Raw genomic sequence first — 23,779 nt, forward strand, 5'->3', positions numbered from 1 at the left:
ATTATGTCTTTATATTTGATATATATAACATTAATAACAATAATAATAAGGACTGAATACTATGAATAAGTATAAATTAAATATTATAATCAATAAGTTATATTAAAATAAACAGTATGCACAATGTTATTGATTGATGTGTGTATTATGTGGATAAATATTAACTTAATTAGTTTATAAGACTTATCCACAAATTAAAATTAAGTTATTCAAACTCTATCTGTTTTAATATCGCTATAATACTTACTAGTTATAAATAGTTTTTTACACTTATATTAAGTGGTAGATAAACTATATATTCTTAAGCCTTTTGTATTTTTTTACTAATCAATCTTAATAACCTTTAAATTTAATTTATGAATGAATTTTGGCAGGATGCTTTATCTAAACTTGCGCATGAATTGCCTGTGCAGCAGTTTAGAACGTGGATCAAACCGCTAAAAATCAATGAATTAGATGGCGATTTAGAATTAGCAGCGCCAAATCGTTTTGTACTTGATTGGGTAAAGGATAAATATTTAAATCGAATTGAAGAATTAGCGCTTGATTATTATGGTGTGTCTAAAGTTATTAATTTTGCAGTAGAAGTTAAAACGGCTGCTAAAGAACGTCGAATTGAAAAACCTCATATTGTCCCCATTGATATAATCGCACCACCAATTAAAAAAGAAGCACCGAAACGATTAAATCCAAATTTTACCTTTGACACTTTAGTGACTGGTAAAGCTAATCAATTAGCTCGAGCTGCGGCTATCCAAGTAGCTGAAAATCCAGGCGTTGCTTATAACCCTTTGTTTATTTATGGTGGCGTTGGTTTAGGTAAAACACATTTAATACAGGCAATTGGCAATTATGTACATACACATAACCCTGATGCGAAAATTAGTTATATTCATGCAGAAAATTATGTGTCTGATGTAGTTAAAGCTTATCAACATAAAACATTTGATGAATTTAAAAAGCATTACCACTCACTCGACGTGCTTTTAATAGATGATATTCAATTCTTCAGTGGTAAGAATCGTACGCAAGAGGAATTTTTTTACGCGTTTAATGCGCTGATTGAAGCTAAGAAGCAGTTGATCATAACCTGTGATACCTACCCTAAAGAAATTGCAGGTATGGAAGACAGATTGAAATCTCGGTTTAGTTGGGGATTAACCGTTTCTATCGATCCACCGGAACTAGAAATGCGCGTTGCTATCTTATTAAAGAAAGCACAGGCTGAAAAAATGCACTTGGAGGAAAATATTGCATTTTTTATCGCGAAACAAGTTCGGTCAAATGTACGAGAACTTGAAGGTGCGTTGAAGCGAGTGTTTGCATTTTCTAGATTTTCGAATAAGGCGATAACGCTGGAGTCTGCTAAGGAAGCATTAAAAGATTTGCTTGCCGTACAAAGCCGTCAAGTATCAATAGAAAATATACAAAAAACTGTAGCAGATTTTTATAAGATAAAAATCATTGATTTACACTCAAAAAAGAGAACGCGAGTTTTAGTGAGGCCTAGACAAATTGCCATGTCTTTGGCAAAAGAATTAACTAACATGAGCTTGCCTGATATTGGCGCCTCATTTGGAGGCAGAGATCATACAACAGTGATACATGCTTGTCGTAAGGTTGTTGAATTAAAAGAGGAAGATTCAAATATTAACCGTGAATATGCTTTGTTATTGCAAGTGTTAACCAGTTAAAATATTGCGGGTACAAGTTTAGATTAACTTGTATATAACAGGCATATTTGAATAATATTAATACTTATCCACAATTCGTAAATACATTATCAATTGTTTATTAACGATGTTAGATTATATTTAATTAATTGATTATTAAAGATATATTATAGTTATAAGTTGAAAACAGGCACTCTTATTATTGTTATTAAGGTTATATATGTTATTACTAGAAACTAATCGAGATACATTACTAACACCCTTACAAACAGTAATGGGTGTTGTTGAAAAACGGCATACCTTACCTATTTTATCTAATGTTTTAATTGAAAAAGTGGGTAATCGTTTATCCATGTTAACTACAGATTTAGAAATTCAGATTAAAATAGATACAGAAATCTCTACACCGGCAACGGAAGGAGATTTTGCTATTACAGTCGCAGCAAAGAAAATGGTCGATATCTGTCGTGCATTTAACGCAAATGCTGTTCTACGTTTAGAAACTGCTGATAATCAGTTACAAATTAAATCAGGTAAAAGTCGATTTAATGTACAAACGTTGCCTGCTAAAGATTTCCCCACCGTTGATACCAGTATTGAAGCAAATAACCATATTAAAATTGAGCAAAAGAAACTCAAAAATTTAATTGCTATGGTTCAATATGCTATGGCTCAACAAGATATACGTTATTATCTGAATGGTATGTTGCTGGTATTAGAAGATAATGCAATTACAGTAGTTGCGACTGATGGTCATCGTTTGTGTCTTGCGGCAGATACTTTATCTGAATCTGTTAATAAACAAGAAGTTATAATTCCACGTAAAACCATATTGGAATTAACAAAATTACTTGCTGATACAGATGAATACGTCACTCTGACTTTGTTCAAAAACCAAATTAAATTTGAACTTGGTAACACACAGCTAATATCCAAGATTATTGATGGTAAATTTCCTGACTATAATCGTGTTATTCCAACAACCCATAAGAACATACTCACAGCTAACAGTGCTTTGTTACAACAATCATTGCAACGTGCGTCGATATTATCTAATGAGAAATTCAGGGGTGTTAGACTAGTGTTATCACAGAACGAGCTAAAAATAGTATGTAACAACAATGAGCAAGAAGATGCGCAGGAAGAAATTGAGGTTGAATATCAAGGTGAACCTTTAGATATAGGCTTTAACGTTTCATATTTGTTAGATGCGCTTAATCATATCAGCTCGGAAGAAATATTATGTCACTTTGGTGACGCAAATAGCAGTATGCTAATGACTATTCCAGAAAATGAAAATTATAAATACGTCATTATGCCTATGCGTATCTAGTATTTATCAAATACATCTTTACAGACATAAATTGTATTTTCAGGCGAGCGCTTGGCTTTATAACAGCACATCTTGTAAATTTGTTTCACGTGAAACACTAAGAACTGAGTATAAAACATGAATAAAGAATACGATTCAAATAGCATCCGTATATTAAAAGGTCTGGATGCTGTGCGTAAACGTCCAGGTATGTACATAGGCGACACTTCTGACGGTACTGGTCTACACCACATGGTGTTTGAGGTGCTAGACAATGCGATTGATGAAGCTTTGGGTGGGCATTGTGATGATATTAAGGTTATTATTCATGCAGATAACTCAGTTTCAGTAGCAGATAACGGTCGCGGTATTCCTGTTGATATTAAACAAGATGATGAGTTTAAACGCTCTGCCGCTGAAATTGTTATGACAGAATTACATGCTGGCGGAAAATTCGATCAAAATTCATATAAAGTTTCTGGTGGGTTGCACGGTGTAGGTGTGTCCGTAGTTAATGCATTGTCTGATTGGCTAAAATTAAAAATCTGGCGTAATGGGCATAGCCATCAAATGGAATTTAGACAGGGCGTCGCAGTTTCACCATTAGTTGAAACGGGAAAATCAGATCGTCATGGCACAGAAGTGCATTTTTACGCTTCAAAAGAGACATTTGGTTTGGTTGAGTATCACTATGATATTTTAGCCAAACGTATCCGTGAGCTTTCATTTCTTAATAATGGCGTAAAAATCGAGTTAATCGATCAGCGTGATGGCAAAAGCGAAAATTTTGCGCTTTCTGGCGGTGTTGCAGGTTTCGTACAATATATGAATCGTGCAAAAACCGTACTGCACCCACATGCTTTTTATGCTATTGGTGAAAAAGATGGTATGACAGTAGAGGTTGCCATGCAGTGGAATGACTCCTATGCCGAAACTGTACAATGTTTTACTAATAATATTCCTCAGCGTGATGGCGGTAGTCATTTGACAGGCCTGCGTACCGCGATGACACGTACGCTCAATCAATATATTGAGCAAAATGAATATGCAAAGAAAGCTAAAATAGACACCACTGGTGATGACATGCGTGAGGGACTTACCTGCGTGTTATCGGTCAAAGTGCCAGAGCCTAAATTTTCGTCACAAACTAAAGATAAGCTGGTTTCATCCGAAGTTCAGCCTGTCGTATCGGAAGTTGTCAGCCAAAAGTTGAGTGAGTTTTTGTTAGAGAACCCGAACGACGCCAAAATCATTGTTAATAAAATTATCGATGCCGCCAGAGCGCGTGATGCTGCGCGTAAAGCAAGAGAAATGACACGACGTAAAGGCGTTTTAGATGGCGTGGGCTTGCCAGGTAAGCTGGCGGATTGCCAAGAGAAAGATCCTGCCCTGTCTGAAATCTACCTCGTAGAAGGAGATTCTGCGGGTGGTTCAGCAAAACAAGGTCGGGATCGTAAATTCCAGGCGATTTTGCCGCTCAAAGGTAAAATCTTAAACGTAGAAAAGGCACGTTTTGACAAACTGGTTTCCAGCCAAGAAATCGTGACGTTAATTACGGCATTAGGGACGGGTATAGGTAAAGACGAATATAACGCTGATAAATTGCGTTATCACCGCATCATTATCATGACTGACGCGGACGTCGATGGATCGCATATCCGTACATTGCTACTGACCTTCTTTTATCGCCAAATGCCAGAGCTGGTAGAGCGCGGACATATCTACATCGCTCAACCACCATTGTACAAAGTGAAATATGGTAAGTCTGAACGCTATCTTAAAGATGAGCACGAATTTAAAGCGTATTTGCTTTCTGAAGCCACTAAAGATGCCAAGTTGATAACCGGCGCAGAAAATGGTAATGAAATCAGTGGGGTAGCGCTAGAAAATATCGCCCAATCCTATCTGCTTGCCGAAGCCATCATTCAGCGCATGAGCCGCGTTATTGACGGTGCGGTAATGCATACGTTGATGGATATTGAGCCAATATCTCTGGATACACAAGCACAAGCCGAACATGCTAAAGCAACTATTGATGCTGCTATACATGATAAAAATGTCAGCATAGAAGTTGAATATAATGAAGCGCAGGAAACCTATTCATTAAAAATATTGCGCCAGTATCATGGCAACACACAAGTTACCCGCCTGGATAGCAGCTTTGTTCAAAGTGTAGACTACATTCAAATTAGAGATACCAGTCAGGTACTACAAGGCCTGCTAAGTGCGGGTGCACGTGCTCAACGAGGTGAAAAATCACAACCAGTAAGCTCATTTAAAGACGCATTAGAATGGTTGCTCAACGACGTAAAACGTGGCTTGTCCATACAGCGTTATAAAGGACTGGGTGAAATGAACCCAAGTCAGTTGTGGGAAACAACCATGGATCCTAAAGTCCGCCGCCTGATGCGAGTACAAATTGAAGATGCGATTAACGCAGACGAAATCTTTGTTACCCTGATGGGGGATCAAGTGGAACCCCGTCGTGCCTTCATTGAAACCAATGCGATGGGCGTGCGTAACTTAGACGTGTAAAATTGTAGGATCCCATCAGAGTTTAGATTTTTCCCATTCGTTTAGATTTTGTGGGAATTGAAAGCCTGATGCCGACGGAGGTTAATTTGACCTTTGTTGGTGACATAACAACGTTGATTCAAGAATATTGCGTGACATTGGTAATTAGCTTTATGAACCAATCCATCGAAGGTTGGCGTTCGTTGTAATAGCAATGGGCTAGGAACAGAACAGCCAGAGCGAGCGCCATAAAGTGCTGTTATTCGGTATGAATCCAACTAGTAGCTAAAAACGGCTGAATCATGGCCGAAACAGTTGGCTATCTTTCATCTTTAAGACACTGGCTGTCGTTGTGTCACACTGATAAACTGTTAAGCCAATCAGAACACTCAAAATGAAGCACGGGTTTGTTAAAATCCGTGTAGCGGTGAAGCTGAATTGTCGATAGTGGGATACACCCACACCGTCTGATTCTCATCGATGGCTACGTTGAGGATAGTGTGGTCGGAAGACAATCGGGCGTTATTTTGCGTCATTTGTGATCCAAAACTAAAGATGCCGACCGAGCTGTCTGGGCGTCAGGTACCTAACCTCTCGCGTGCTCTTTGTGTGATGGAGAGTTTATGGTTGGTTGAAATCAAGAGTAATGTGCGCGAAATCGAGCCGATTGCACAGTCCACGAATTTTCTGGTGGTGCTGAATTTAGCGCAGGGGAAGCAAGAATGAAATTTGAGGTGTATTGCGATGAAGCTAACCCGGATGTCCTGACGTCTGCGAATCCCCGTGCGCGTTATCTCATGATCGGTAGCCTGTGGCTACCGGAGGAACTACGCGATGAGATCAAGGTGCGGATTGGTGCGCTGAGGCAGCGACACCAGGCTTGGGGGGAAATCAAGTGGAGCAAGGTATCCCCGAATCGCAAGGATTTCTACGTCGAGTTGATTGATCTATTTGTCAGCTACGGTGACAACCTTCGTTTTCGCTGCATTGCTGTAGACCGCACCCAGCTTAATCTAGCACTTCATGACAATGATGGCGAGCTTGGGTTCTACAAATTCTATTACCAGCTTTTGCATCACTGGGTGCTCGACTTCAACGCCTACCGTATCTTCTGCGATATCAAGAGTAACCGTGATCCCAAGCGCCTGCCTGTGCTCACTCGATGCCTGTCGCGCACCAACCTGACCTCGAACATCGATAGCATCCAGTCGCTTCCATCTCACGAAGTTGTCCTGATACAGCTTTGTGATTTGCTGCTTGGGGTCGCAAGCAGCCGGATCAATGAAACATTGCGCGACGGAACGGCCAAGTCAGCTGTTGTGAGCCGTCTCGAATCTGCTCTGGGTTGTTCGCTCGCACCTACACATAAACGCGAAGAGAAATTCAACATCTTCCAGATTCGACTGCAGGGAGGTTGGTAATGGCCTTGCCTCCACTGGTTCATTATGCTACCGCCGCTGAATACCGGACGCACTACGAGCAAGTTTACTGTCACGGTACAATCCTGACCTTTGAAGGTATTCGAGTCCATTTTTCGTCTAGCAAGTTTGGGCATATGTTTTATGAGAGCACGGCGCGGAATGGAATCAAGGATGCCTTCTCTCCCGTCCGCGCACAACGCATTGACTGGATCAAGGCGACGCTGGAACACCCTATTGCTGCGCTGTTCGAGGGGTGGGATAAGACTTCGCATCAATACGATGCCAGCCGACGGGTGGCGGTTGTGTATGAGGATTTTGTCGTTGTGGTGGCGATGAGTCTGAAGCTCGACGGTTCGCTGAAAGCCAACTTCGTGACTTGTTACCAGGCAGACAACAGCATCAGCAAGATCAGGAAATCGCCGGTATGGTCCCGGGAGGCTTGCCTTCATCGACTTGGAGGGACGCCTTGATAGCGCACCAGAAAAAACAAAGGCCGCTGATTCGCTACGCGGGTTCAGCGGCCGAGACCTCGATTGGTTCAAAGCCGATAGGCAGTGAACTCAACTTGGCATTTTACTCTGGGTTGCCGCCCTGTCAAGCAGTATCTAGTCTCGTGGTCAGTGGGGGTATTCGCGAGACATAGGTGATAAAAAACAACATAGAATCGAGAATCTGAATGCCAACGCTAAACTGGATCGGCAAGGAAGCTGTCGTCAAACACCATAAGGAAGTGCCATTCCGGCTACTGGAACCAGTACCGGATTTGTGCTGTGGTGCAGCCGACAGCGGCAACCTCATCGTGCAAGGGGACAACTTGCATGCGCTCAAGGCTCTACTGCCGCGTTACGCCGGCCAGGTGAAGTGCATCTACATTGACCCGCCGTACAACACTGGCAACGAGGGTTGGGTCTACAACGACAATGTCAGCAGCCCGGAAATCCGTCGCTGGCTGGGCGAGGTAGTCGGCAAGGAAGGCGAGACGCTGGATCGGCACGACCGCTGGCTATGCATGATGTATCCGCGCCTAGTCCTATTGCGTCAGTTTCTCACTGAAGATGGTGTCATTCTGATCTCGCTGGACGACGTTGAATCTGGGCATTTACGGTTGTTGTTGGACGAGATATTTGGATTCAAAAATCGGATTGCAACGATTGTTTGGAATACACGGAATACCGACAACCGCATCAAGTCGCACCTCTCACCAGACCATGAGTACATCTTTGTCTACGGCAAGTCCGACTCTGCGCGGATTGAAGGGCGCATAATTGATCGCTCGGACTTTAAGAACCCAGATAAAGATCCGAGAGGCCCCTATGTAACTGATCCGCTCAAAGGAAAAGCCACAGCCACCGAGCGTCCAAATCTTCATGAATACAACATGGCGCAACCGGAGACAACCAATATTTGGAAACCCGATCCAGCCAAGGGATGGATCACTGATCGGGCGGGCTACGAAAGACTGCTGGCTGAAGACCGTATTTGGTGGCCATCCAATCCTGCAACTGGTTGGCCTCGCAAGAAGCGATTTCTTTCCGAAACACAGGAGCGGATGCCTGCCTCAAGTTTTTGGTCGGAGTTCAAGAGTCAGTCGGGTGCACGAGAGCTTGATGAAATTCTCGACGAGCGCGTATTTGCATTTCCGAAGCCACTCTCCGTTATTCAGCGAGTCATTTCTTACTGTGCTCCACCTGGTAGCCTAGTGTTGGACTCGTTCGCGGGGACTGGAACTACAGCTCACGCAGTTCTGAGGCAAAATGCAGAAGACAGCGGCAATCGTCGATTCATATTGGTAGAGATGGACGATGGAATCGCCCGCAAAGTCACCGCCGAGCGTGTCAAGCGCGTTGCCTCCGGCAACGCCAAAGGTAACACTGGCGGAGGTTTGGGCGGTGGCTTCCAGTTCTGCCGCCTATCTGCCGAGCCGCTGTTTACTGCCGAGGGACAGATTCGATCCGATGTCACCTTCGCCCAACTGTCCGAGTTTGTCTGGTTTGCGGAGACCGGCACCGGCTATACAGGGCAAGGGGATACGCCACTGCTTGGCGTGTATGAGGGACGCGGCATATATCTGCTCTACAACGGCATCCTCAAGGACAAATCCATCGCCGGTGGCAATGTGTTGACCGGGCCGGTGTTCGACGTGCTGCCGAAATTCGCTGGCCCCAAAGTGATCTACGCCGCCGCCAACCGCATGGGCGGCCGCGCTGCGCGCGAGGGCATCACCTTCAAGCAAACCCCTTACGCACTGGAGGTGTAAGCCATGACCACATTCGCGCCAAAAACCTACCAGTCGCAAGTGCTCGATAGTGTGGAAGCCTACTTCAAGGCCTGCCACGAACTACCATCACCGTCGATTGCCTTCACCGCCACTACGGAGCGCTTGTGGGGACGTGGCAATACCTATAACCCGCTCTCGGGCTTCCCGTCCGATATGCCGTACTTCTGCCTGCGCGTGCCCACTGGCGGCGGCAAGACCTGGCTGGCGGCGAAGAGCGTGGCACTGGTCAACACCCACCTGCTGCGTTGCGAGCACAGCGTCATCCTATGGCTGGTGCCAAGCAAGCCGATCCGCGAGCAGACGTTGCGTGCCTTGCGCGACCGTCAGCACCCCTACCACACTGCATTGCGTGAAGCCGGCCCGATCACCGTGCTGGATCTGGAAGAAGCCAAGAGCGTGACTCGCGCCACGCTGGATACCTCGACCACGATCATTGTGGCCACGCGGCAGGCGTTTCAGGTCGAAGAGGAAGAATGCCGCAAGGTGTACCAATCCAGCGGCGCGCTGATGCACCATTTCGACAACGTGTCGCCAACGCAGCGCGACGAATTGTTGACCGAAGGCGAAGGCGCGGACCGGATTACGCCCTATTCGCTGGCTAACGTGCTGCGTCTGCGTCGACCCTTCGTAGTCGTCGACGAGGCGCACAATAACCGCACCGAACTGGCCTTCGACATGCTGGCGCGATTCCGCCCCAGCGGCGTGATGGAACTGACCGCCACGCCCGATCTTGAGCGCACGCCTAGCAACGTATTGCACAGCGTATCCGCCGCCGAATTGAAGGCGGAAGAAATGATCAAGCTGCCGGTGGTGCTCGAAACGGAGCCAAACTGGCAACAGTGTCTGGCCGATGCCATCGGCCGTCGTGATGCCTTGCACAAGCTGGCCGACGATGAACGTCGGGCGGGTGCCGCCTACTTGCGGCCACTAGTGCTGATTCAGTCGGAGCCGCGCCGGGCGGGTGTCGATACGCTGGACTTCGAGCGTGTGAAGAACGAGCTGATTACCAACCACGGCATTCCGGCCAGCGAGATAATCGTAGCCACCAGCGAAGAAAAAGGGCTGGAGCAGATCGATGCGGACTACAAGTTGGGCATTGCCGACCCGGCCTGCCCGGTGAAATTCGTCATCACTCAAAAGGCGCTGGCCGAAGGCTGGGACTGCCCCTTTGCTTACATCTTGGTCAGCATGGCCTCGCTGCATTCGGCCACGGCGGTAGAGCAGTTGCTTGGGCGCGTATTGCGTCAACCGGGCGCGAGTCATCGGCAGGCGCGCGCGCTGAATCAGTCCTATGCCTTCGTCGTCTCGCGCAATTTTGCTGAAACTGCCAGCGCCTTGCGTGATCGATTGGTGGCTGGGGCGGGTTTCGAACGCCGCGAAGTGAATGAGTTCGTGACTGCCGCCAAGGCTGAACAATCGCGATTGGATCTGGAGGGTCACGCCGGGCGCGTTGTCGTTCGGCCGGTGGCGATTACCTTGTCCGAAAAGCCCGATCTCAAGAGCGTACCCAAGCAGATCCGCGACAAGGTAAGTTGGGATGGTAAGCTGAATACGCTGACTATCAGTACCCCGCTGACCGAGGATGAGGCCGAAAGACTCAAGGCATCGGTCAAGTCAGAAACCGCAGCGGCGGCCATTGTTGAAGCTGCCGAAGTCAGCCGTACCACCGCTATCGAGTTTTTCCAGACGCCGGCCGAACTCGGCGAACGTTTCCGCATTCCGCAACTCGCGCTACGGATTCAGGGTGAACTGGCTTTGTTCGACGACCCGGAGGAATTGGAGTACCCGTGGGATCTCTCGCGTTACGATGCCGCGCCAACGGCCGACGACCTCTCCGCACTCGGTGCTGGTTTCAAGGTTTCGGAAGGTGGCGAGATCGATGTGGACGACGTCTCTGGTCGAGTCATTTCACGCTTCTTGCCCGATCTTCAACGCGACTTGGGGCTGGTGTACCAACCAGAAAACTGGGATGAGATTCGCCTTGCCACCTGGCTTTGTCGCAACCTGCCGGAGCAATCCCTTACCCACGCGAGCAAGCAAGCCTTCGTTGCCGCATGGCTGACCGATCTGCTGCGCCGAGATGATGTCACGTTGGCTCGTGCTAATCTGCAGAAGTTCCTGATTCGCAATCGTCTTGAGGTGCGCATCCGCGACTTACGCAAACAGGCGGTAAGCCAGGCATTCCAGCAAACGCTATTCGGTGAAGATGCCGCATCCCGTGTCGGGGTGACCGACGAGTACGCCTTCGAGTTTCATGCGCAGGCCTACGCACCCAGCCGCGATTACGATGGCCGCTTTGGTCACTTCGATTTCAGGAAGCACTTCTACGGGCGCATGGGCGAATTCGACAGCAAGGAGGAATTCGAGTGCGCTTGCTGGCTGGATATTCAGGCGCAGCAGGGCAGTATTCAATTCTGGGTGCGCAATCTGGTGCGGCGCGAAGGGAGTTCGTTCTTCCTGCAGAAGGCGGACGGGCGTTTCTACCCGGACTTTCTGTGCCAGCTTCCCGGAAAAGCGGACAAGCCCGGACCGATTCTCGCCGTCGAATACAAGGGTGCCGACCGCTGGTTATCGGCCGAGGATGACCGATTGATTGGTGGCCTGTGGGCCAACCTTTCCGAGGGTCGCTGCCGATTTGTGATGGTGAAAGACAGGAGGTGGGACTGGATTGAAGAATATTTGAAATGATTTCCTTGCCTACGGTCGCTGACCTATTCATTACGGCCGTTAGTGGTGCAGAAGCTCAATGACCGTTCAGGTTGATATCCGGAAGTTATCGGCATTGGTAAAAAGCTTCCGCTTTGTGCCAATATCAGCCCGTCAAGGTTGAAACTGGCTGCCAGAAAGTCGTCGTTCGGCTCTGAATCAACAGAGCTTAGGTGTATACGGCCAGGTAGCGCTAATCCAATCTATTCTTTGTGTTAGCATCATGCAAGATGAATAATTGGCGCAAATATGGTTAAGTTGTTACTGCTCCTCACAGATTGCGTTGGAAATATCCTTCATGCCTGGTGTACTCAACTACCCTCTACTGTAAGTGTTATGTTCTCTTGGAGCCCACCTGATTATGCAGTTCGTTAAACACGGCCCAGATATTCCTGAAGCGCTATTGCAAGCCCACGAGGAGGGGCGTGTAGTGTTCTTCTGTGGTGCGGGTATTTCGTATCCAGCAGGGCTCCCTGGATTTCAGGGTTTGGTGGATAAAATCTATAGCATCGTCGGCACTGTGCGTAACGACATTGAGAATGAAGCATATTCGCGAGGTCAATACGACGCCACGCTGGATTTGCTGGAACACCGTATTCCTGGTCAACGCGTGACTGTGCGCATGGCTCTGGCAACGGTACTAAAACCTAAGCTGCGGCTCAAAGGTGCTACCGAGACTCATGCCGCACTGCTGCAATTGGCGCGAAGTCGCGACGGTGCTGTGCGTCTGGTGACCACCAACTTCGATCGCATCTTCCAGCACCTAGTGGAGCGAACTAAGTCAGCTATTCCTGCTTACCCCGCGCCCTTGCTTCCTATCCCCAAAAACAGCCGTTGGGATGGTGTGGTGTATCTTCACGGTTTACTTCCTAAAACCCCTGACGCGAATAATTTACATCGCTTGGTGTTGACCAGCGGCGACTTTGGTCTAGCTTACCTCACCGAACGATGGGCTGCACGCTTCGTCAGCGAGCTATTTCGAAACTATGTTGTCTGTTTTGTCGGTTACAGCATCAACGACCCCGTGATGCGCTATATGATGGATGCACTCGCGGCAGACCGAATGTTGGGCGAAATCACACCGCAGGCCTATGCTTTGGGGGATTGTCAGGTGGGGTGCGAGGCAGAAAAGACTATCGAATGGGAGGCCAAGGGGGTTACTCCGATTCTTTATGAAGTGCCGACTGGCACCCATGATCACTCTGCTCTACATCAAACGCTAAAGGCTTGGGCAGAAACCTACCGTGATGGAGTGCAGGGCAAGGAGCGTATCGTGGTCGATTATGCGATGACGCGACCATTGGCCAGCACCAAGCAAGATGATTACGTTGGCAGAATGCTCTGGGCTTTATCACACGATTCTGGTTTGCCGGCCAAGCTTTTTGCTGAGTTTGACCCAGTGCCATCATTAGACTGGCTGGAGTCGCTAAGCGAGGATCGCTATCGACAAGTTGATTTGCCACGCTTTGGCGTGGCACCCTTGTCGAAGCAAGATGACAAACTGTCTTTCAGCCTGACCCGCCGCCCCGCGCCCTACTCTCTCGCACCATGGATGATGCTTACGTTCGGCGGAACTAATAGCAGTGGCTGTGACGATGTGATGTTTCAACTCGCTCGGTGGCTGACCCGTCACCTGAACGACCCAGCGCTGGTGCTTTGGCTGACCAAACGCGGGGGACAATTACATGATCGCTTAATGTGGTTGATCGAAGGCGAGTTAGACAAATTCACAAAACTGGAGCGTGAGGGAAATACCACCGAGCTTGATCGCATTCGCGCCAACGCACCGAATGCCATTCCACAGCCGTTGATGCGCACCGTTTGGCGCTTATTCCTTTCAGGTCGAGTTAAGTCGCCATGGCGTGACCTTGACCTATATCGCTGGAGGGATCACCTCTCCAACGAAGGGTTCACGACGACGGTACGTTTAGAATTGCGCGATTTGCTCACGCCCAAGGTATTATTAAAGCAACCTTTCCGCTGGGGCGATGAAAGCGCGGATGCATCCACTCCAAAACAGTTGAAAGAATTGGTTAATTGGGATCTGGTACTAGCTGCAGACCATGTCCACTCCGCATTAAATGACTTGGCAAGGTCCGAAACGTGGCGAGCTGCCTTACCTACGCTTTTGGACGATTTTCAACAGCTACTTCGCGACGCGCTAGATCTGATGCGCGAGCTGGGTGAGGCAGACGATCAGCATGATCGTGCTCATTGGGATTTGCCCTCAATTAGCACGCATTGGCAAAATCGAGGCTTTCATGATTGGGTTGCGCTGATTGAGATGCTGCGCGATGCTTGGGATGTCACATACCAAGTAAACCCGGCGCGGGCTGCACGTATCGCACATGACTGGTTTGCACAGCCATATCCTACCTATAAGCGTCTGGCGCTTTTTGCTGCAACGTATACTGGCGTAACTCCCATCGGTGAGTGGGTGGACTGGCTGTTGATTGATAACGCTTGGTGGTTATGGTCAGTGGAGTCACAGCGCGAAACGATGCGCCTTTTGGTGCTGCAAGGCTCTAGCCTGCCCGATGCGGCGCGTACTCGGATCGAGACAGGTATTTTGTCAGGTCCGCCGCGCGAAATGTTCCGTGATGATATTGATCCTGAACAATGGCGTGATCTAGTTGATCACGCCATCTGGTTACGTTTGGCCAAGCTTGTTTTCGGGGGAGTCACACTCGGTGACAACGCTGGTGCAAGATTAGCTGAATTGACTGCCGCTCATCCTGAATGGCATGTCGCATTGAATGAAAGTGATGAATTTTCGCATTGGATGAGTGGAACCGGTGATCCAGACTATCAGGATCGGCGCGTGATCGATATCGCACCGCGCACTAGACGTGAATTGGTTATATGGCTACAACGTCGGCCAGTCAAAGGCCTATTTTACGAGAATGATTGGAGTGATGTATGTCGGTCGAAATTTTCAACTGCAGCTTGTGCATTGTATGCACTTGCGTGTGTGAATCTATGGCCTGAGGAGCGCTGGCGAGAAGCCCTGCAAGCATGGAGCGATGAAAAACTGATTCGGAGGTCTTGGCGTTACGTAGCTCCAGTACTAAAGTACATGCCCGATAACGTGCTACTCGCTACTGCCCATAGCTTCACATGGTGGTTGGATACAGCCTCAAAAGTTGCAGACGGTCACCAAGACATTTTCCTCGATCTGTGTCGACGCTTTATTGCAATAGAGCATCAGGGTGGAGTTTCGGAGGAGCGTCCTGTTAGTCAGGCTATCAATCACCCGGTAGGTCATGTTACGCAAGCGCTACTGCATCACTGGTTTCGCCGTCTGCCCAATGATGATCAAGGTTTGCCAGACGACTTGAAGCCCATATTTACAGCGCTTTGTAATACCCAAAATCAACAATACCGTCATGCGCGTGTTTTGTTGGCAACTCACGTGATCGCGTTGTTCCGTGTAGATCGCGAATGGGCTAAGACACATCTTCTACCGTTGTTCAATTGGCAGATATCTGTGAATGAGGCACGAGCTGCCTGGGAAGGATTCCTCTGGTCACCTCGTTTGTTCCGGCCATTACTCGCTGCCTTTAAGGCTGACTTCCTTGAAACGGCTTGCCACTACAGTGATCTGGGTGAACATGCTCGACAGTACGCTGCTATTCTTGCTCATGCAGCACGGTAATCCCCCCAGCAAATAAGTGCATTTAAAAGTAGAATTTTCTTAATTAGGATTTGAGGATTTTTTACATGAAGACTACCCGATTTAGTGACAACCAGATTATGCAGATATTGAAGCTGGCGGAGGCAGGCACGCCAGTGCCTACACTATGCCGAGAGCACGGCATGAGTTCAGCGACATTTTACAAATGGCGCGCCAAATTTGGCGGCATGGATGCCTCCATGATGGCCAGGCTCAAAGAGCTGGAAGACGAGAACCGTCGGCTTAAAAAGATGTATGCTGAAGAACGCCTCAAAGCCGAAATCGTTTCAGAGGCGCTTGCAAAAAAGTGGTGAAGCCATCTCTGCGCCGCGAGATGGCTGTGTTGGTAGTGCAAACTAGGCAAATCAGCATCAGTACTGCCTGCGCTGCCTTTAATATCAGCGAAACCTGCTATCGCTATCAGGCTAAGCTGTCGTCAGAGAATGCCCTCATCGCCGACTGGCTGATACGTTTGACCACCAACCAACGCAACTGGGGGTTTGGCTTGTGTTATTTTTACCTGCGTAATACCAAACAGTTTCGTTGGAACCACAAGCGGGTTTACAGAATATATCGCGAGCTGGAATTGAACCTACGCATCAAACCCAGACGTCGTCTGGTACGGGAGAAACCAGAGGCGCTTGCCGTACCAACACAAATCAACGAAGTCTGGTCAATGGACTTCATGCACGACCAGTTAGCGGATGGCCGCTGTATCAGGCTATTCAACGTCATTGATGACTTTAATCGTGAAGGTTTGTGTATTGATGTGGATTTCTCGCTGCCGTCAGAACGTGTGATTCGGTCACTGGAACAAATCATCGAATGGCGTGGCGTACCCAAGGTGATTCGATGTGACAACGGCCCTGAGTACATCAGCAATATGACTAAGGAATGGGCTGAACAGCGGGGTATCAAACTTGACTTCATTCAGCCAGGCAACCCCCAGCAGAATGCTTATATCGAGCGCTATAACCGCACAGTGCGCTATGACTGGTTGGCGCATTACTTGTTCGATACCGTCGAGGAAGTGCAAAACTTTGCGACAGCTTGGTTATGGACTTACAATAACGAACGACCAAACACGGCGATTGGCGGTATCCCGCCTAAACACAAACTCGCTATGGCCGCTTAACCTCTACTTTTAACTGCGGTTATTAATGGGGGGATTACCCCGGCTGATACATTTACTGCTGCTGAACTGTATGAGGCTACCAGTGTTTTGCCGCAGGAAGGTTTGCAAGAGTCAGCACAGGCTCTTGTTTATGCACTGGAAGGCGCGGGTGAACAGAGAGAACAGTATTGGAACAACCGCATTCGACCATACTGGCAAACTATCTGGCCAAAATCTCGTCCATTGGCTTCAAAAGCTATCGCCGAGCTACTTGCGCGCCTGGCCATAGCTGCGCGAGGCGAGTTCCCTGCTGCACTGGGCACGGTACGTGACTGGCTGCAACCACTTGAACATCCGCACTATGTCGTTCATCTTCTCCACGAATCGGGACTATGCAGTCGGTTCCCGCAAGATGTTCTAAAATTGCTGGATTCAATTATTGTTGACCAGCCTTGGGCTCCGCAGGAGCTACGTGATTGTCTAAGAGCACTCGTGGCAGCTTGGGTGGAAGGCCAGCGGGATATTCGTTATCTACGTCTTATCGAGTACGCGCGGCGACACGGACAAGAATAGAAATTTGTTGAAATGCCGTGTTAGACTAAAATGCAAAAAATGGTCAATTTACAGTGCAAATTTACAGCTATGAAGGTAGATTAGGATCGTGATAAATTAATGTATAACTTATTGATTTATAGATATGTTTATAATTTATGTTTTTTATGATGGCCTTGTGAGATAAGCCCATTTTTTTATGTCAAATCCGAGAAGGTCGTAATGTCCACCAATTAAGATGTCGCAGAATTACTTAGCTATGAACATAGTTATTTATCTGCTCTGGAAACACTCGCGGCGGATTTGGATGCAGTAATCGCCTGGATTGATGAATTCGAGAAACGCGCTGCTTAGGTAACCATACGGAATAGCATTGTTGAGCTATAAGGATTAAGTAATGAAACTTGTTATTAGAAAACTAGGCAATAGTGCTAGCATTATTTTCCAGCAACCATGTTGAAATCCCTTAACCTGTCTATTGGTAGCGTTGTGAATGTTGAATAGGCTGATGGGGAACCTGTATTGATACCCGCGATTATCGCTTCTATTTTATTTGATACGGCGGCTTGAAATTGATGAAGGGGCAAAGAAATCTCTAGCAGCACAACAAATCTTAATTGTTGAGACACTAAACCTGGCAAATTAGCATGAAACTTTCAGACTTTTATATTGGCTTAGAATTCTTTGCGTCTGCTGGATTCGTCTGGCGCTGTACCGATGTGGGTACGCGAACCATTACAGCTATCCAGATTGAAGCGGATCGTGATGCAAGCTGGTACAAAGGCCCGCCGTATTTGGTTACAGAGACGGTCTTTGACGAACACGATCTACCTGGCTGCTATCTTAGTTTTGATGATGCCATTGAAGACGCAATTCACGAAGCCGATACATCAGGACATCCCGGCTTTCCCCATAAAGTTGCCAGTCGAATGATGAGAGAGCGGTTTTCGTCTCAAATGGCAAAGTATCGAAACAAAGGGCTATTACGATTTGATCGAGTGCGTGGTGATGGCGAGCTGCTTCACCCCTATGCTGCAAAAAAGTCCGGCGATAGTTGGAATGTTCGGCTGTATCTACCATTCGTTAATGAATATGCTGAAATGCCAGAGTTGGAGTTTCTTGGATTGCCTATCGCAACAAATGACGATGTAAAACAAAGAGCAAAAGCGAATTCAATTAATTCATAACGTGTTGATTACCTCAGCTGGTCTTATGCCTGGACGATCGTTTAGGGTTGTCAAACGGTAATAACGTGCGGTTGTGTTGGCAGCTCTGCAACAACATATGAGCCACAAATGGCGCATTTTCCGATGTTGGTTCAAACGCTTAGTCATTCGAGGACTCTTGCTCGCGGCGCCGTGGTATAGCTTTAATTTCAGGCATTGAGCCGCCAAGTGCTGCAAGACGTTTGGCGGCTTGCACGCGTATAAAAGTCTTGATGGCTTCTCGGAAGATGTCCGCCTTGTCCATGTTAGCGTCAGCTAATTCCAGGGCCTTCTCTTAGAGGGTGTCGACGATAGTGACAGTAATACGCATGGAACGGCCTCCATTTATTTATCAATAATGATGCTCACTCACATCGAAATTAACATCATTTCGAGCAAGGTATTAAATTGCATGTCGAATTAAGTTACTTTTGGCTGAATATTTGCATTAAATATTGACCCGCCTCAAGAAATGCAAACCGTTATGCCGCATGGCTAATTATCAAATTTGGTGGTTCAAACTAAAATGCAAAAGCAGGATAGTCTGCGGTGCGATTCAACACTCAGACGAATTCCTTTCCAACAGGTTGCATAGATCCCCATGCTTGCATATCGGCAGGTTCAGGTGCGTTTAAGTCGCATTGCGCCATTAACTCAGCAAGCTTGTATTTGGTTTTAGTCACTGGTATTAATACAATGTTCCCGTCAATCTGTTCAGCATTCACAACGCTACCAATAGACAGGTTAAGGGATTTCAACATGGTTGCTGGAAAAATAATGCCAGCACTATTGCCTAGTTTTCTAATAAAAAGTTTCATCCCTTAATCCTTATAGCTCAACAATATATGCATTAACGTTAAGTTTTTTGACTTCCAATATGGGCAACCCCAAAACCAGTTGAATATTTGAGCCCATAAGCCAAGCGCACGGTCAAAGCTAATATGAACACATCAAATGAACCCCCACCTAATAATCCCAATTTACCGTACCTATCCTTTATTAATATGCAATTCGTGCCTACAGCATGGCTGAAGCGCAATTAGCCGCTGCCATTGACTGCTGCATCAGCCTGAGCACCTAGTTCTTCATCCTCCTGTAGCTCCATATAGGAGCAGGCCAAGGAAAACAGCACATACAATAGCAAAAATTCCAGATAAAAAAGTGGAGACACGAGCCTTAACACTATTCAGAGGTTTGGTCTCAAAACTGGAACGGCTAAATATGGTTACAAAATCAAATGGAATGCAGGCGACTACAGTTAAATATAAACCATAGCTGATTAAGAAAAAAATGGGAAAAAATAATAGCTCATTCATGATATGGCGCTGTTTACTGTATTTGGAGGGCTAAAGCTATTTTAGCGTAAGAATACTCAATGTGGCTGCGACCAAATAGTGAATATTGAGCACGGCGTGTCCATGCTAATGGCTTGCCTTCCGAGTTCCGATAATTATTGCAAATACGAATTCGTCTTAACACTTCATAGCGCCAGTGTAAGTCAACATATATATTGATTGTTAGTCTTACAAAACTCTTGAAAAAAGATAGGGAAGTGATAAGCTAGGCCGCTTAAAAATAACTAAAAATCTACATTGTAGATTCATTCTCGGTGGATGAAATGAGAGCGCGTTAACAATTATTCTTCAGCGCAGCGTGGTATTAACAATTAGAGCGATGTCAATTTTAAGCTTACAACAAAGCCTTTTTCTGTAACTACGCATAATTGGCTATTAAATCTATTCCACAATTATTTACCTTTGATACGGGTTAAGAAATGAAATGCAACAAATTACTATCTATCACCAGCATTGCATTGAGTTCAACCCTGATTCTGGCATCTGGGGATGCTGCTGCAATGGATGATGCGCAAGCTAAGCAACTCGCTACGCAAGCATACCAAGGTAATGCGACTGCCTTACAGCAGTTGCAGCAAGACGCGATCAAGGGTGGTGTTAATGCGGAATTTTGGTATGGCTTACTGTACGTTTACGGCCAAGGTGTGCCACAGGATTTCACCCAAGCCGTAACTTGGTTCAGAAAAGCCGCCGAGCAGGGAAATGCTATTGCGCAATACAGTCTTGGCTTACGATATGATGATGGTCAAGGCGTACCACAGAACTACGCACAGGCCGCAGCCTGGTACAGAAAAGCCGCTGATCAGGGGTTTGCTAACGCGCAAAACAACCTTGGTCTGCTATATAACAACGGCCAAGGTGTAGCACAAGATTATGCCCAAGCCGCATTCTGGTACAGAAAAGCTGCTGATCAAGGTAATGCTGCCTCACAATACGGCCTTGGTTTGCTATGCTACAACGGTCAAGGTGTGCCACAGGATTTCAGCCAAGCCGTAACTTGGTTCAGAAAAGCCGCTGATCAGGATTATGCTATAGCACAGAATAATCTTGGCGTAATGTATGGAAAGGGTCAAAGCGTAATTCAGAATAACATCATTGCCTATGCCCTCTACAATCTATCCGCAAGTCAGGATCATTCGCAAAATAATCCATCTTTATCCAATAGAGATTACTTTGTCTCTAAAATGACAGAAGCAGAAATAGAATCAGGACAAGCGTTGACGAGAAAAATGATTGCAAACGGGGTTACGAAAGCAATTAATGAATATCTTGGCATAAAAAACCTCAACACATCACGCTAAGGAATAACAAGGGTAGAAAACTTAATATCCAATTTGATATGGATATCGCTACGTTTTATGTCTGATTTTGAGTTACTAAACGTGGCTATAGAATCTGCACTGTACACATTTATAAAAGCAGGCGGCGTAAAAACTGCCAATATAGGGAGAGTAAAATAATGAACAAGTTTCTTTTAGCACTTATGGTCAGTTCTACGTGTTTTCTTGGTGGGTGCAACAACACCAGCACGCCGAAACCCGCAGCACCTGCTGCCGATGCGATTGAGCAGAATAATGTTTGTGTCGTGGATAGTATTTCTCTTGATGAAGCCAAAGCCTGTAAGCCTGGGCAAAAGATTGCGTTTTTGCCTGATAGTTGGGGCAATGAGCAGTTTCCAATCCGATTCGTCCTTGGTCATTGTGATATGCGCTATACCGTAGCATTGACCAATGGTGGTGTGGTTTGTATCTTCAAGCCTTTGCAAAACGTGATGGCAGGTAATCAAAAATAGAGAGTTTATCGTTCAGTCTGTTGGTTACAGATGCTTTTCAAAAAATGGTATCGACAAACTCAACTGATCAACAAAAATCCAAATCGGAAATTGAAGAAATGGAAGAAACTAAACCAGTTAAAACTAAAGTTACGTGGGGGTCGTACCATCCGAGAGGATGAGAAACTCTCTTATTCGCTGCCGATATATGTGACTAAGAAGTAATCAATAGAAATGTCGTGCACAAAATTGGCGGCGAAGGGTGTGTTAATAAAGCCACTTTGATCTGAGTAATACGGCAAGCTGCAATATGCGGATAAGCCTTAGCATAAGAATGATTCCGTATTCTAAATCAACCACCATAACAAATAATGGGGAGCATTAATGACTAAAATACTAAGAAGCTGTATTTATGCAATGCTACTGTTGGCGTTTATTAATAACGTATATGCAGATGATAAGTTAGCTGATATATCTAATGCGACAGCTACGCAAAACCAAATCACAGATACCACGCCTGCACCTTATTCAGTCATAGTAGAAAGAACACGATTTACTAAAAAAGCAGCATGGTTTAACGCTTGGGAAGCTAAATGCAATTGGGTGCATCATGCCGATTTATCTGATTTATGCAGTAATGATTTAGCGCTAAATGGTAAGTCAGGCGACAAACATGTTTTTTTTGTTGAGGAAGAATTTATTGGTGATGCACAAAACCTCCATCTTGAAGGAAGCAAGCCGGAACTAACCAGTGCACAAACGACTTCTAATGCGATAGGAACTGCAGTAACGCTTGGCATTTTATGGGCAACTCGTGGTGTTACAACGATCAATACTAATCCATATTTTCCCGAAGATGTAATCACATACGAAGATATTAAAAATGCGCCACCAAATCCGAAGAAAGCAATTTTGACAGAAGTTTACGTCACAATGCCTGCCAGTAATGTCGTTTTGGTGCACAAAAGAGAGCAGTTAACGCTGGTATATACTGATATGAGTAATGATGAATTGCGGAAGATACATTACCAAAACGCCATAAAACAAGAGTTTAGAATGGAATGATGATCGTATCTTGGTATGGCGTGGCAGTAGTTTTATACATCATGTATGCTTGCAACCCGCTAACCATTATCAATCTAGGTTCTATACCCATTTTTCGTTGCACTCATGTGTAAAACATCTTAGTAGGCGCATCACGTCATCTAAACTAAAAACATGAGTGGTTTTTGTATCGCTCGATAAAACACCAAGTAAAGACTATTAGCCATCATCAACCACCTGATACTAGGCATCAATGCATAATCAGGTATTGTGTTTGGATGCTCGGACAGTAAAGCAATATCTGCACGAATGAGTCGAATCGTCATGCGCTACCTAAATTGTATTCACGCACCGACAAGCTCTGAGCCTGCGAATAGGATGGTGGCAATGAAACTTTAACCTTGGCTTCACATAAATAATTACATTATTTTTGTAATTTTTTACAAAAAAGAAGTGAAAAATTTACCAAAAAAATGTATAAAACTTACGGATTTTTTAGTAAAAAATTACTATAACTACATGTTTAAAAAAGATATTTGAAAATTATCGCATTTTGCGTTAGGCTCATGGGATGAGCCCTTTTTCATTATTTTTACGCCATATCCGCGAAAGTCGTAATATCCGCCAAAAAGATGTCGCGGAATTACTCGGCTACGAACAAAGCTATTTGTCGGCACTAGAAAATGGGCTCAAGGGAATTCCTCGCGATGAGTTCATCCAACAATTCACCAAAAAACTCCAATTAAACGAAGATGAAGTCGCTGCAATGCACATCGCTTTGGCTAATTCCCATCGTACATTAAATATACCGATCTCGGCAAGGGTTGCGGAGTTTAGATTAGCGCACCAATTCGAAAGACTTCTTGGCAATTTAAGTGAAAAACAGATTCAATTCCTGGAGCTTGCGCTTGAATTGTCTACAGTCAGTGAGAGTGCGTCAATTGCTAAAACAAAATTATTAAAGGAGAACGAAATGTAAAAAAGGCAAGCCGGAAAGCTTGCCCTTTTTGGTAGTGATAGTGCTGTGTGACTGGACATCATCAGTATCTATCTAAGCCAATAAGGCGTCAAGCAATTTTCCAAAAAGTAGTGCCATCACTGAACGGATTTTAACCGTTCAGCGGGTATTTATTTGCCCGAATTTTGTGATTTTAAAATGCA

General features: G+C 46.0%; 21 protein-coding genes. 16 read left to right on the top strand and 5 right to left on the bottom strand.

The window, feature by feature from the left end; all coding sequences use genetic code 11:
• Nucleotides 1-356 precede the first annotated feature (356 nt).
• The 3 genes from dnaA to gyrB all read left to right on the top strand — a co-directional run bounded on the left by dnaA (nt 357) and on the right by gyrB (nt 5,520).
• On the top strand, nt 357-1,694 hold the full coding sequence (gene dnaA, locus SFSGTM_RS00005; RefSeq protein ID WP_162083359.1) for a chromosomal replication initiator protein DnaA: 1,338 nt from the start codon (nt 357-359) through the stop codon (nt 1,692-1,694).
• A 199-nt stretch (nt 1,695-1,893) separates the two neighbouring features.
• Complete coding sequence (gene dnaN / locus SFSGTM_RS00010; protein ID WP_162083360.1) at nt 1,894-3,006, top strand: DNA polymerase III subunit beta; 1,113 nt, start codon at nt 1,894-1,896, stop codon at nt 3,004-3,006.
• Between the two features lie 117 nt (nt 3,007-3,123).
• Entirely contained in the window at nt 3,124-5,520 is a 2,397-nt protein-coding gene (gene gyrB / locus SFSGTM_RS00015; RefSeq protein WP_162083361.1) for a DNA topoisomerase (ATP-hydrolyzing) subunit B, read from the top strand.
• 389 nt (nt 5,521-5,909) lie between these two features.
• On the opposite strand, the gene SFSGTM_RS17165 is transcribed toward gyrB, so the two are convergent.
• Nucleotides 5,910-6,035: a hypothetical protein gene (locus SFSGTM_RS17165; RefSeq protein WP_269780068.1), complete on the bottom strand. Its 126-nt coding sequence runs from the start codon at nt 6,033-6,035 to the stop codon at nt 5,910-5,912.
• A 19-nt stretch (nt 6,036-6,054) separates the two neighbouring features.
• On the opposite strand from SFSGTM_RS17165, the gene SFSGTM_RS00020 reads away from it, so the two are divergent.
• The 9 genes from SFSGTM_RS00020 (at nt 6,055) to SFSGTM_RS00060 (ending at nt 18,430) form a co-directional block, all read left to right on the top strand.
• On the top strand, nt 6,055-6,225 hold the full coding sequence (locus SFSGTM_RS00020; RefSeq protein ID WP_198420581.1) for a hypothetical protein: 171 nt from the start codon (nt 6,055-6,057) through the stop codon (nt 6,223-6,225).
• Nucleotides 6,222-6,920, top strand: a complete 699-nt coding sequence (locus SFSGTM_RS00025) for a DUF3800 domain-containing protein (protein WP_162083363.1) — start codon at nt 6,222-6,224, stop codon at nt 6,918-6,920. Before SFSGTM_RS00020 ends, SFSGTM_RS00025 begins: the two co-directional genes overlap by 4 nt.
• Complete coding sequence (locus SFSGTM_RS00030; RefSeq protein ID WP_162083364.1) at nt 6,920-7,390, top strand: hypothetical protein; 471 nt, start codon at nt 6,920-6,922, stop codon at nt 7,388-7,390. The genes SFSGTM_RS00025 and SFSGTM_RS00030 overlap by 1 nt, the downstream gene beginning before the upstream one ends.
• Before the next feature lie 206 nt (nt 7,391-7,596).
• Nucleotides 7,597-9,177, top strand: coding sequence for a site-specific DNA-methyltransferase (locus SFSGTM_RS00035; RefSeq protein ID WP_162083365.1), 1,581 nt, complete (start codon nt 7,597-7,599; stop codon nt 9,175-9,177).
• Nucleotides 9,178-9,180: 3 nt separating this feature from the next.
• Nucleotides 9,181-11,886 carry a DEAD/DEAH box helicase gene (locus SFSGTM_RS00040; protein ID WP_162083366.1) on the top strand — a complete coding sequence of 902 codons (2,706 nt, stop codon included), beginning with the start codon at nt 9,181-9,183 and terminating at the stop codon, nt 11,884-11,886.
• Between the two features lie 379 nt (nt 11,887-12,265).
• Nucleotides 12,266-15,559, top strand: a complete 3,294-nt coding sequence (gene dsr1, locus SFSGTM_RS00045; protein ID WP_162083367.1) for an anti-phage defense-associated sirtuin Dsr1 — start codon at nt 12,266-12,268, stop codon at nt 15,557-15,559.
• 65 nt (nt 15,560-15,624) lie between these two features.
• A protein-coding gene (locus SFSGTM_RS00050) for an IS3 family transposase (protein WP_162083368.1) occupies nt 15,625-16,712 on the top strand; the annotation gives its coding sequence in 2 pieces (ribosomal slippage) (nt 15,625-15,877 and nt 15,877-16,712; 1,089 coding nt in all).
• Nucleotides 16,713-16,799: 87 nt separating this feature from the next.
• Nucleotides 16,800-17,264, top strand: coding sequence for a hypothetical protein (locus SFSGTM_RS00055; RefSeq protein ID WP_162083369.1), 465 nt, complete (start codon nt 16,800-16,802; stop codon nt 17,262-17,264).
• A 626-nt stretch (nt 17,265-17,890) separates the two neighbouring features.
• Nucleotides 17,891-18,430 carry a hypothetical protein gene (locus SFSGTM_RS00060; protein ID WP_162083370.1) on the top strand — a complete coding sequence of 180 codons (540 nt, stop codon included), beginning with the start codon at nt 17,891-17,893 and terminating at the stop codon, nt 18,428-18,430.
• 139 nt (nt 18,431-18,569) lie between these two features.
• Here SFSGTM_RS00060 and SFSGTM_RS00065 read toward each other — a convergent pair whose 3' ends face one another.
• The 3 genes from SFSGTM_RS00065 to SFSGTM_RS00075 all read right to left on the bottom strand — a co-directional run bounded on the left by SFSGTM_RS00065 (nt 18,570) and on the right by SFSGTM_RS00075 (nt 19,764).
• On the bottom strand, nt 18,570-18,713 hold the full coding sequence (locus SFSGTM_RS00065; RefSeq protein ID WP_232526005.1) for a hypothetical protein: 144 nt from the start codon (nt 18,711-18,713) through the stop codon (nt 18,570-18,572).
• Between the two features lie 298 nt (nt 18,714-19,011).
• Nucleotides 19,012-19,266 (bottom strand): AbrB/MazE/SpoVT family DNA-binding domain-containing protein, encoded by a 255-nt coding sequence (locus SFSGTM_RS00070; protein WP_162083371.1) that lies wholly within the window; start codon nt 19,264-19,266, stop codon nt 19,012-19,014.
• A 267-nt stretch (nt 19,267-19,533) separates the two neighbouring features.
• Nucleotides 19,534-19,764 carry a hypothetical protein gene (locus SFSGTM_RS00075; protein WP_162083372.1) on the bottom strand — a complete coding sequence of 77 codons (231 nt, stop codon included), beginning with the start codon at nt 19,762-19,764 and terminating at the stop codon, nt 19,534-19,536.
• A 458-nt stretch (nt 19,765-20,222) separates the two neighbouring features.
• On the opposite strand from SFSGTM_RS00075, the gene SFSGTM_RS00080 reads away from it, so the two are divergent.
• From SFSGTM_RS00080 to SFSGTM_RS00090, 3 genes are all read left to right on the top strand, one after another.
• Nucleotides 20,223-21,104, top strand: a complete 882-nt coding sequence (locus tag SFSGTM_RS00080) for a tetratricopeptide repeat protein (protein WP_162083373.1) — start codon at nt 20,223-20,225, stop codon at nt 21,102-21,104.
• A 158-nt stretch (nt 21,105-21,262) separates the two neighbouring features.
• Nucleotides 21,263-21,595: a hypothetical protein gene (locus SFSGTM_RS00085; protein WP_162083374.1), complete on the top strand. Its 333-nt coding sequence runs from the start codon at nt 21,263-21,265 to the stop codon at nt 21,593-21,595.
• A 363-nt stretch (nt 21,596-21,958) separates the two neighbouring features.
• Complete coding sequence (locus tag SFSGTM_RS00090) at nt 21,959-22,639, top strand: hypothetical protein (protein WP_162083375.1); 681 nt, start codon at nt 21,959-21,961, stop codon at nt 22,637-22,639.
• 140 nt (nt 22,640-22,779) lie between these two features.
• On the opposite strand, the gene SFSGTM_RS00095 is transcribed toward SFSGTM_RS00090, so the two are convergent.
• Entirely contained in the window at nt 22,780-22,944 is a 165-nt protein-coding gene (locus SFSGTM_RS00095; RefSeq protein WP_162083376.1) for a hypothetical protein, read from the bottom strand.
• 245 nt (nt 22,945-23,189) lie between these two features.
• Between SFSGTM_RS00095 and SFSGTM_RS00100 the strand changes: the two genes are divergently transcribed.
• Nucleotides 23,190-23,597 carry a helix-turn-helix domain-containing protein gene (locus SFSGTM_RS00100; protein ID WP_162083377.1) on the top strand — a complete coding sequence of 136 codons (408 nt, stop codon included), beginning with the start codon at nt 23,190-23,192 and terminating at the stop codon, nt 23,595-23,597.
• Nucleotides 23,598-23,779 lie beyond the last annotated feature (182 nt).

The organism is Sulfuriferula nivalis (assembly GCF_009937995.1).
In the GTDB taxonomy this organism is placed as follows: Bacteria; Pseudomonadota; Gammaproteobacteria; order Burkholderiales; family Sulfuriferulaceae; genus Sulfuriferula; species Sulfuriferula nivalis.

What these genes read in the sequence shown, in the direction of transcription:
- SFSGTM_RS00065 (WP_232526005.1), bottom strand. Translation starts at nt 18,713, where the DNA reads ATGGACAAGGCGGACATCTTCCGAGAAGCCATCAAGACTTTTATACGC.
- SFSGTM_RS17165 (WP_269780068.1), bottom strand. Translation starts at nt 6,035, where the DNA reads ATGACGCAAAATAACGCCCGATTGTCTTCCGACCACACTATCCTCAAC.
- dsr1 (WP_162083367.1), top strand. Translation starts at nt 12,266, where the DNA reads ATGCAGTTCGTTAAACACGGCCCAGATATTCCTGAAGCGCTATTGCAA.
- SFSGTM_RS00060 (WP_162083370.1), top strand. Translation starts at nt 17,891, where the DNA reads ATGAAACTTTCAGACTTTTATATTGGCTTAGAATTCTTTGCGTCTGCT.
- gyrB (WP_162083361.1), top strand. Translation starts at nt 3,124, where the DNA reads ATGAATAAAGAATACGATTCAAATAGCATCCGTATATTAAAAGGTCTG.
- SFSGTM_RS00075 (WP_162083372.1), bottom strand. Translation starts at nt 19,764, where the DNA reads ATGAATGAGCTATTATTTTTTCCCATTTTTTTCTTAATCAGCTATGGT.
- SFSGTM_RS00020 (WP_198420581.1), top strand. Translation starts at nt 6,055, where the DNA reads ATGCCGACCGAGCTGTCTGGGCGTCAGGTACCTAACCTCTCGCGTGCT.
- dnaA (WP_162083359.1), top strand. Translation starts at nt 357, where the DNA reads ATGAATGAATTTTGGCAGGATGCTTTATCTAAACTTGCGCATGAATTG.
- SFSGTM_RS00070 (WP_162083371.1), bottom strand. Translation starts at nt 19,266, where the DNA reads ATGAAACTTTTTATTAGAAAACTAGGCAATAGTGCTGGCATTATTTTT.
- SFSGTM_RS00025 (WP_162083363.1), top strand. Translation starts at nt 6,222, where the DNA reads ATGAAATTTGAGGTGTATTGCGATGAAGCTAACCCGGATGTCCTGACG.
- SFSGTM_RS00040 (WP_162083366.1), top strand. Translation starts at nt 9,181, where the DNA reads ATGACCACATTCGCGCCAAAAACCTACCAGTCGCAAGTGCTCGATAGT.
- SFSGTM_RS00035 (WP_162083365.1), top strand. Translation starts at nt 7,597, where the DNA reads ATGCCAACGCTAAACTGGATCGGCAAGGAAGCTGTCGTCAAACACCAT.
- SFSGTM_RS00095 (WP_162083376.1), bottom strand. Translation starts at nt 22,944, where the DNA reads ATGACGATTCGACTCATTCGTGCAGATATTGCTTTACTGTCCGAGCAT.
- dnaN (WP_162083360.1), top strand. Translation starts at nt 1,894, where the DNA reads ATGTTATTACTAGAAACTAATCGAGATACATTACTAACACCCTTACAA.
- SFSGTM_RS00090 (WP_162083375.1), top strand. Translation starts at nt 21,959, where the DNA reads ATGACTAAAATACTAAGAAGCTGTATTTATGCAATGCTACTGTTGGCG.
- SFSGTM_RS00030 (WP_162083364.1), top strand. Translation starts at nt 6,920, where the DNA reads ATGGCCTTGCCTCCACTGGTTCATTATGCTACCGCCGCTGAATACCGG.
- SFSGTM_RS00085 (WP_162083374.1), top strand. Translation starts at nt 21,263, where the DNA reads ATGAACAAGTTTCTTTTAGCACTTATGGTCAGTTCTACGTGTTTTCTT.
- SFSGTM_RS00080 (WP_162083373.1), top strand. Translation starts at nt 20,223, where the DNA reads ATGAAATGCAACAAATTACTATCTATCACCAGCATTGCATTGAGTTCA.
- SFSGTM_RS00100 (WP_162083377.1), top strand. Translation starts at nt 23,190, where the DNA reads ATGAGCCCTTTTTCATTATTTTTACGCCATATCCGCGAAAGTCGTAAT.